This window comes from Sphingomonas sp. RIT328, from assembly GCF_000632225.1.
Classification (GTDB): Bacteria; Pseudomonadota; Alphaproteobacteria; order Sphingomonadales; family Sphingomonadaceae; genus Sphingomonas; species Sphingomonas kyungheensis.
Genome location: NZ_JFYV01000003.1, coordinates 103,651 through 110,504 on the forward strand (window position 1 = coordinate 103,651; position 6,854 = coordinate 110,504).

The following is a 6,854-nucleotide window of genomic DNA, read 5'->3' on the forward strand; positions in this document are numbered from 1 at the left end:
TCCTCATCCCACGACATTCCCACCGGTTTCGCCCGAGGTTTCCGGCTTGGCATATGATCCGCCATTGTTGCCGATTATGTCTGACCTGGTGCGTATCGTGTCGGAAAAGCACCGACAAGACAAATATCGAAACTTGATATAAGAATTGCAGCGTGTAGGTTTTGAGCAACAGGTATGGCCGATATCAATCTGTCGGCATCGCCTGAGCAGGGGGTGCGCTTGAGGCCCAACACGGAGACGCGGGCGCCATGCTCACCGCACGCATTGCGGCAGCCGGTGCATGTGTCGGATACGCCGCCTACCGCACACGCCGAACCGGTCCGTCCGTCGCGATGAAGGAGCAAGAGATGGCAAGGATCGACAGACGCACCGCACTGTTCGGCGGCGTCGCCGCGCTGGCCGGATGCACGACGGTGGCACGGCCGGGCCGCACGGCGGGCGCCTCGCGCTTCGTCACCGTCGACGGCCACCGCTTCCGGCGCGGGGGCAAGGCCTATCGCTATGCCGGCGCCAACATCTGGTATGGCGCGTGGCTCGGCGCGCCGACCGGTTACGGCGACCGGGCGCGGCTCGCGCGGGAGCTCGACCGGCTGCAGGCGCTCGGCATCCGCAACCTGCGCATCCTCGGCTCTGCGGAACTGTCGCCGCTCAGGAACTCGATCACGCCGGGATTCCGCGACCGCAGCGCGATCTATAACGCCGATCTGCTGCACGGGCTCGACTGGACGCTGGCCGAGATGGCGCAGCGCGATATGACCGCGGTGATCTACCTGACCAACTTCTGGGAATGGTCGGGCGGGATGATGACCTATCTGTCGTGGGTCAACGGCGGCCGCTACATCGACATGAACGATCCGGCGCATCCCTGGCCGGCCTTCGCCGACTGGAACGCCGCCTTCTACGGCAATGCGCCGGCGCAGGCACTCTATCGCGACTATGTCCGCGCGCTGGTGTCGCGGACCAACAGCGTCACCGGGATCGCTTATGCCGACGATCCGACGATCATGGCCTGGCAGCTCGCCAACGAGCCGCGCCCGGCGGGATCGGCCGCCGTGGCGGTGGCGCATCTGCCGGACTTCTACCGCTGGGTCGACGAGACCGCGCGTTTCATCAAGACGCTCGACCGCCATCACCTCGTCTCGACCGGATCGGAGGGGCTGAAGGGCGCGATCGAGCGCGAGGATATCGTGCTCGCGACGCACGGTCTCGCGTCGGTCGATTATCTCACCGCGCATATCTGGCCGAACAACTGGAGCTGGATGGATGCGGGCGATCTCGCCGGCACCTATGACGCCGGCGCCGCCAGGGTCGCCGATTATGTCGACGCGCATATCCGGATGGCGACCACGCTCGGCAAGCCGCTGGTGATCGAGGAGTTCGGCTATCCGCGCGACGGCGCGGCCGCCTATGATCCGGCGATCGGCACGACCTACAAGGATCGCTTCTACCGGCAGATCTATGCCGCGGTCGAGGCCGACGCCCGCCGCGGCGGGCCGCTCGCCGGGTCCAATTTCTGGGCGTGGAACGGCGAGGCGCGCGCGCAGCATCCCGACCATCGCTTCCAGCGCGGCGACACCGCCTATATGGGTGATCCGCCGCACGAGCCGCAGGGCTGGTATGGTGTGTTCGACAGCGACCTCGCGACGCAGGCGGTCATCCGCGCCCATGCCGCGACGCTCGCCGCGCTGTGATACTGACTCGTCGAGCCGCGATCGCGCTGACGGCGGCTGCCGGTCTCGCGCCGGCGCTGCCCGCCCGGGGCGCTGCGCCCCGCATCCTGTCGAACCGGCGGGCGTCGCCCGCGGCGCGGCGGCTCTACGCCTATCTGTGGAGCCAATATGGCAGGCGGACGCTGACCGGCCAGCAGGAGCAGGGCGCGCTGCCGCCCAATCGTAATCGCGAACTCGCCTATCTCGAGCAGATCACCGGCCGGCTGCCGGCGATCCTCGGGCTCGACTATATCAACCCGCGCGACAATGACGCGGTCAACGACCGTGCCACGGCCTGGGCGCGCGCCGGCGGCATCGTCACGCTCTGCTGGCATTGGGGCGCGCCCGACATCGGCACCGGCTACGAGAATGCCAAGCGCGATTTCGACGTCGCCGCGGCGCTTCGCCCCGGTACGCCGCAGCAGGAGGCGATGCTGCGCGATCTCGACGCCACCGCGGCGCGGCTCGCCGTGCTGCGCGACCGCGGCGTGCCGGTGCTGTGGCGCCCGTTCCACGAGTTCAGCGGCGACTGGTTCTGGTGGGGCAAACATGGCCCCGACGCCTTCAAGGCGCTCTGGGCGCTGATGTACGACCGCTATACCCGGCTGCACCGGCTCGACCATCTGATCTGGGTGCTCGGCTGGGCGGGCCAGAATGTCGATCCCGCTTATTATCCGGGCCGCGCCTCGGTCGATATCGCCGGAGCGGACATCTATGCGAAGGACCACGGCAATCTCGCGCCGATGTTCGCGCAGGTGAAGCGGATCGTCGGCGAGACGGTGCCGATCTGCCTGCATGAGAACGGCCCGGTGCCCGATCCGGCGTTACTCGGGCCGAACGCGGACTGGCTGTGGTTCATGACCTGGCATACGCGCTGGCTGATGGGCGACGACCAGAATCAGCCCGACCAGCTCCGCCGCGCTTTCGACTCGGCACGCTATGTGACGCGGGACGAGCTGCCCGCTTCGATCGGCTGGCGCCCTCCGAGGCGGCGCGATGCCGTCGCTCACCCGGCCAGATAGCGATCGCCGGGCAGAGCGTCGGGCACCGACACCGCCGGCGTCGGGAGCGCCGCTGCCGCCCCCAGCCACGCCGCGCCGCCGTCGCGATGCCGGGTCGAACCGTCGCCGCGGGTCGCCACCCGGCCATAGACGGGGCGGTCCCGATCGGACGGCGCCCCGCCGAACATCGCCGCGATATTGCCGTAGGTCGACGGATCGCGCCCGTCGAGGCTCAGCCGGTCGTTGAGATAGCAGGCGGTCGCCCACGCCGTCTGCGGATCGGGCGTCATCGCGAGGATGCGCTTGCCCCAATACATGCGCAGATTGTTGTGCATCCAGCCGTGGACGAGGAACTGGCGCTGGCAGGCGTTCCACGTCTCGTCGCGCGTCTCACCGCATAGCATCGCGGCGAGCGGCTCGAGTTCGGGTCGGTGATCACCCGCATGGTCGCTCAGGCTGTGCCGCGCCCAGTCGGCGACCCGGTCGTAATGCTCGGGCCGGGCAAGGCCGCGCGCCTGATAGTGGAACCATTCGCGCCAGCCGAGCAGCTCGTCGGCGAATTTGCGCTTGTGCTGCGCGCCGGCCCTGCTGGCGTCGACCGCCGCCATCACCTCGCGCGGTCCGAGCACGCCGAAGTGGAGATAGGGCGACAGGCCGCTCGCCCCGTCGGCGCGGGTCGCATCGTTGCGTGCGGAGGCATAGCCGGGGAGCACCTCCGTCGTCAGCCGCGCGAGCCGGATTAGCGCCGCCGCCCGCCCGGGCGCATGGCTGTCGCTCGCCGGCAGGCTGTGATCGATCGACAGGCGCGCGACCAGAGCGTCGAGATCCGCGTCGTCGAGCCGGTCGGCGACGAAGGGCAGTGCGCCCGCATACGGCGCGACCTCGCTGGGCTCGTCCGCCACCCCGCTCCAGCGCTCACGCTCGGGCTCGTGCCGCCGCAGGAAGCCCGACCGACCGCGAATCCCGTCGCCGATCACCGCGGGCGGGACGAGGCAGGCAGCCTCGACCAGATAGACCGGCGCGTCCGATCGTGCCGCGACCCGCTCCGCCTGCCAGCGCGCGACGAAGGTCGGCTGATCCTCGGCGACGATCGCCGCCGCGGCGGCGCCGAGCCGGTGAACGAGGCCAGGCTCGCGCCGCTCGGCACGGTCGACATGGCCGGCGAAGGCGAGCCCCCGCGCCGCGCAGCCGGCGCCGAGATCGCGGCCCGCACCGAGGATGAAGCGATGCAACCGGTCGGACGCATAGGGATAATCCTCGCGCACGCCGTGATAGACGAGCACCGGCAGGCGCAGCGCATTGCCGAGCCGCACCGCCGCGTCGATCACCGGATTGTCGCGGGCGCGCAAGGCCTGTTGCAGCCAGCACAATATGTACCGCCCGTCGTGTCGGACCGGCCGGTGATTCGCGGCGCGCACCCGTGGCGCCTCGCGCCAGTCGGCGAGTGCCGGCGGCAGATCCGGCGTCACCACCCCATGCTGCCCGGCGCGCCCTTGAACGGGCCGGCAAGGTCGCTGGTGATCCAGCCGCCGTAGAAGCCGCCCGGTTGCGGGCGTACCACCTCGCCGTCGATCGTGCATCGATCGAGCGGCGCGGCGTAGAAGGCGACGTGATCGCGTAGCATGGCGAAGGCGCGGGTCGGATCGGGATAGCTCCACGCGACGTCGCGCAGCAGCGTTCCGCCGACATCGAGATGCCAATAGACCGCCTCGCCCTTCCATTCGCACAGCGAGCGGCGATCGGAGGCGCGCAGCAGCCCCGGCGCGATCGACTCGGGCGGCAGATACCAGCTCGGCGGATGGCTGGTTTCCAGCGTGCGGACCGCGCGGCCTGTGTCGGCGACGCATTGGCCGCGATGCTCGATGCGGACGTGCCGGTCGCTGCGCTCGGCGACGGCGGGACGCGGGAAATCCCAGACGCTCTGCTGGCCTTCGCCGACCGGATCGCGATACGGCCTCATCGCCGTGGCGACGCCTGCCCGGCGGAGTGCCCTGCCGCGCCCCAAAGTCTTCGCCCGATCGAACCCATGATCATCTCCTGCGAAACGTCGCGCCGCTACGGGTAAGCGCGAGGGACCCGCCGCGGTTCCCGATGCGACGGGCGAGCGGTGTGGCGGGCATATCGATGCCGCATTCGACCAAGGTCGGGATGGCCATATCCCGGCGGCGCCCCATCGTCGGCGCACCGTCCCCTCGCGCTGCCGACGAAGAGGAATGTCCGTGCGATTTCTGCTCTCGATTGTCGCCCCGTTGCTTGCCCTCACCTCCGCCGCGGCGGCTGGGCCGACCTCGGGAAACGCCGCGGTCGCGATCTGGCCGGCCGGGGCGCCGGGGTCGGCTCGGCATGCGGACGAGCCGGAGCGGCTGGAGGCCGGCGTCTACGTCCACAACGTCCATCGCCCGTCGCTGACCGTGCTGCGGCCCGATCCAGCGCGCGCGAATGGCGTCGGCATCGTCATCCTGCCCGGTGGCGGGCACCGCATGCTGGTGTTCGAGAATGAAGGGCTCGTTCCGGCGCGCGCGCTCAACCGCTATGGCGTCACCGCCTTCGTGCTCAAATACCGGCTCGCGCGCGAACCCGGCTCGCCCTACACGATCGAAGGTGATGCGGCTGCCGATGCGCGGCGGGCGATCCGCTGGGTGCGTGCCCACGCGCGCGACTATGGCGTCGACCCGCACCGGATCGGCGTGATGGGCTTTTCCGCGGGCGGCGAGCTGGTGTCGCTGGTCGCCGATCATCCGCCGCCGCCCGCGCGCACATCGGACGATGCGATCGATCGCGTCTCGGCACGGCCGGACTTCCAGGTGCTGGTCTATCCGGGGCCGCTCGGTATCCCGGCGAGCGCCGCCGCCGGCGCGCCGCCCGCGTTCATCGCCGCGGGATCGCGCGACGCCTGCTGCGCCGCGCCGGCCGTCGCCTTGTACACGCAATTGCGCGAGGCCGGCGTCTCCGCCGAGCTGCATATGTTCGCCGATACCGATCACGGCTTCAACCTTGCGGTTCATAACGACCGCATCTCGATCCTGCACTGGCCGGATCGCCTCGCCGACTGGCTCGCTGACGAAGGATGGCTGATCCCCCGACGGTGAGCCTGTCGCGATACCGGCGAAGGATGGACCGGTCCGCCGGCAGCGGGCATGATCGGGCGGCAATCGTGGCGGAGCCAGAGACCGATGACGGGCATGGGATCCTTGCTGGCCTGCGCCGCGACCTTCGTCGGGACGCACCTTCTGCTGTCGCATCCGTTGCGACGACCCCTAGCCAGCAGGATCGGCGAGCGGGCGTTTCTCGCCGTCTATTCGCTGGTCGCGCTGGCGACGCTCGCGGCGATGGTCCACGCCTATCGCGCCGCGCCCGGCGATATGCCGCTCTGGCCGGTCGGCGACGGGCTTTGGGCGGTGGCGACCCTGGTGATGCTGATCGCGTCGATCCTGCTGATCGGCTCGCTGGTCGGCAATCCGGCGCTGGCCGGATCGCCGCTCGCCCCCGCCGCCGCATCGGCGTGCGGCGTCTATGCCGTGACCCGCCACCCGATGCTCTGGTCTTTCGCCCTGTGGGGCGGGGCGCACGTCCTCGTCGACCCGATGACCAGGACGATCATCCTCGCGGGTGCGATCATCGGCCTGTCGCTGGTCGGCGCCGTCATGCAGGATCGCAAGAAGGCGGCGCGCGATCCGGACGGCTGGCCGGTCTGGCAGGCACGGACGAGCCTGCTGCCCTTCGCCGCGATCCTTACCGGACGCGCGCGGTTCGGCGGTTTCGGCGCGCCTGCGCTCCTGGGCGGGCCGATCCTGTGGCTCGCGACGACCTGGGCGCATATCCCGCTCGCCGGCTGGCCTGCCGGCATCTGGCGCTGGATCGTCTGATCGCCCCCCGGCGCGCGGTGCGCTCAGCCGCCGACGCGGCTCGCCCGCTGTTCGAGGATGATGCGCAGGGCGCCCTTGGGCGTCGTCCCGGTGACGATCGCCTGCCCGGCGAACCCGGTCGCGTCATAGCTGCCGGTCCGGACGATACGGACCGGCGTGCCCTTTTTCTGCGGGCAGGCGAGCGTCTGCGCATAGCGCCCGTCGGCGACGCTCTGGCTCTCGATTCGGCATTGCGCCTTGGGATCGGGTGCGAGCAGCGCCTCCACCCCCTGCCCCGC

Annotated in this window: 7 protein-coding genes; 4 read left to right on the plus strand and 3 right to left on the minus strand. The window is 70.2% G+C overall.

Going from position 1 to position 6,854, the window contains the following annotated elements; all coding sequences use genetic code 11:
* Positions 1 to 347: 347 nt before the first annotated feature.
* Together BW41_RS03075 and BW41_RS03080 are read left to right on the plus strand one after the other, a co-directional pair.
* Positions 348 to 1,691, plus strand: coding sequence for a glycoside hydrolase 5 family protein (locus BW41_RS03075; RefSeq protein WP_051583208.1), 1,344 nt, complete (start codon positions 348 to 350; stop codon positions 1,689 to 1,691).
* Positions 1,688 to 2,731: a glycosyl hydrolase gene (locus BW41_RS03080; RefSeq protein ID WP_235199475.1), complete on the plus strand. Its 1,044-nt coding sequence runs from the start codon at positions 1,688 to 1,690 to the stop codon at positions 2,729 to 2,731. Before BW41_RS03075 ends, BW41_RS03080 begins: the two co-directional genes overlap by 4 nt.
* Here the strand turns inward: BW41_RS03080 and BW41_RS03085 are convergent.
* Both BW41_RS03085 and BW41_RS03090 read right to left on the minus strand, forming a co-directional pair.
* Positions 2,716 to 4,179, minus strand: a complete 1,464-nt coding sequence (locus BW41_RS03085) for a deoxyribodipyrimidine photo-lyase (protein WP_235199477.1) — start codon at positions 4,177 to 4,179, stop codon at positions 2,716 to 2,718. The two genes, BW41_RS03080 and BW41_RS03085, sit on opposite strands and share 16 nt — an antisense overlap.
* A complete protein-coding gene (locus BW41_RS03090) occupies positions 4,176 to 4,670 on the minus strand; it encodes a DUF427 domain-containing protein (RefSeq protein WP_037531353.1) in 495 nt (164 codons plus the stop codon). Before BW41_RS03090 ends, BW41_RS03085 begins: the two co-directional genes overlap by 4 nt.
* 253 nt (positions 4,671 to 4,923) lie before the next feature.
* Here BW41_RS03090 and BW41_RS03095 point away from each other — a divergent pair, with 253 nt between their 5' ends.
* Together BW41_RS03095 and BW41_RS03100 are read left to right on the plus strand one after the other, a co-directional pair.
* Positions 4,924 to 5,799 (plus strand): alpha/beta hydrolase, encoded by an 876-nt coding sequence (locus BW41_RS03095; protein ID WP_037531313.1) that lies wholly within the window; start codon positions 4,924 to 4,926, stop codon positions 5,797 to 5,799.
* Positions 5,800 to 5,883: 84 nt separating this feature from the next.
* A complete protein-coding gene (locus tag BW41_RS03100) occupies positions 5,884 to 6,576 on the plus strand; it encodes an NnrU family protein (protein WP_037531315.1) in 693 nt (230 codons plus the stop codon).
* A 23-nt stretch (positions 6,577 to 6,599) separates the two neighbouring features.
* On the opposite strand, the gene BW41_RS21335 is transcribed toward BW41_RS03100, so the two are convergent.
* Positions 6,600 to 6,854: DUF3617 domain-containing protein (locus tag BW41_RS21335; RefSeq protein ID WP_037531355.1), on the minus strand; the 255-nt coding region annotated here is incomplete at its 5' end.